Source organism: Nocardiopsis sp. NPDC055824, assembly GCF_053616335.1.
The window spans coordinates 1-1,254 of sequence record NZ_JBSHDN010000412.1; the positions used below are offsets into that span (position 1 = coordinate 1).

Sequence of the window (1,254 nt, forward strand, 5' to 3'; positions counted from 1 at the left end):
CCGCCGGGGGACGGCGGGCACCGCCGGCAGACGCGCACGAGCGACGCCGAACGGGGAGGCGTTCTCGCGCCGGGTCAGCGGGTGAAGTCGTCGGGTCCCCGGCCGGGGCCGTGGTAGAACTCGCGCTGCGGCTCGTCCTCCGGCACGGGCGGGAAGGTCGGCCCCTCACCGGAGGGCTCGCGCAGCGAGTGGAGGTCCACGCCCTGGGCCGTGAGCACGGAGGCGGTGGCGTTGCGCAGGTCGGGGAGCATCGCGTACAGCACGTCCCCGGGGCAGGCGGTGGCGTTGAAGTCCCGGTGCCCGCGGATCGCGCTCTGGGGGTTGAGCCCGTAGGCCCCGCACAGCCAGGACAGGGTGGCGACGAGGGCGTTGGTCAGGGCCTGGGTGGGCCCCGTGGTCATGTAGGTGCCCTCGTTCTCGATCCCGATGCAGGTGCTGTTGTTGTTGGCGACGTGGGTTCCCACGACGTGGTGGCCCGCCCCGACGGCCTCCGGGGTGCGGTCGCGGCCCTCCATGACGTGCCCGCCGCGGCTGATGGTCAGCTGCTGACCGGCGTCGATCCAGCCGTTGCTGTCCATGTGGTAGTTCTGGATCGACCGGGACAGGGCCAGGGCGTGGTCGAGCGAGTAGTTGGTGCTGTTGGGCGTCGCGGTGTGGTGGACCACGATGTAGCTCGGCCGGTTGGCCAGGACCTGGATCGGGCTCGACGGCGGCCGGGCGTTCCAGGCGCCCCGCCAGTACAGGAACGAGGGGGCTGCCTGGGCGGAGGCGCTCGTGGCGCCGCCCACGGTGAGCGCGCCGCCGAGGACGGCGACTCCCGAGGCCGCGGCCGCTCCGCGCAGGATGGTGCGCCGATCCGGTCCGGACGGGTGGGTGTGTGGCATGGGGGGACCCTTCGTGGGGGGTGGTTACTTGCCAGTTCATAAAAGAACACGGACCACGGACCGTGCGCAAAGGGTGACCCGGAGATTTCTCTGTCCGCTTCCGGTCAGAATGCAAACCACCTGCCCCCGTAGTCAGAGGTCCCGACCGGGTGTAGGGGGAAAGGCTTTCGTGAGGGGAGCGCGATGACGTCACCGACGCGTTTCCAGGTTTCCCCGGTGTCATTCGCCCGACATTTCCCTGTCGTTTCCGAAGCCATTGGCGAAAAGACCGTGACCGGTGTGCGCCCCGCCTTTGCGCGACACGGCGGGAACGCGGATCCCGAGGTCGGGGGAGGCGTGGGAACGGCGCGGGGCCCGGTGGGACCCGTGG

1 protein-coding gene is annotated in these 1,254 nt (G+C 70.9%); it reads right to left on the reverse strand.

What is annotated here, in order from left to right:
* Positions 1-74: 74 nt before the first annotated feature.
* Complete coding sequence (locus ACWGL3_RS32225) at positions 75-884, reverse strand: peptidoglycan recognition protein family protein (RefSeq protein WP_267949836.1); 810 nt, start codon at positions 882-884, stop codon at positions 75-77.
* Between the last annotated feature and the right edge of the window lie 370 nt (positions 885-1,254).

What these genes read in the sequence shown, in the direction of transcription:
- ACWGL3_RS32225 (WP_267949836.1), bottom strand. Translation starts at nt 884, where the DNA reads ATGCCACACACCCACCCGTCCGGACCGGATCGGCGCACCATCCTGCGC.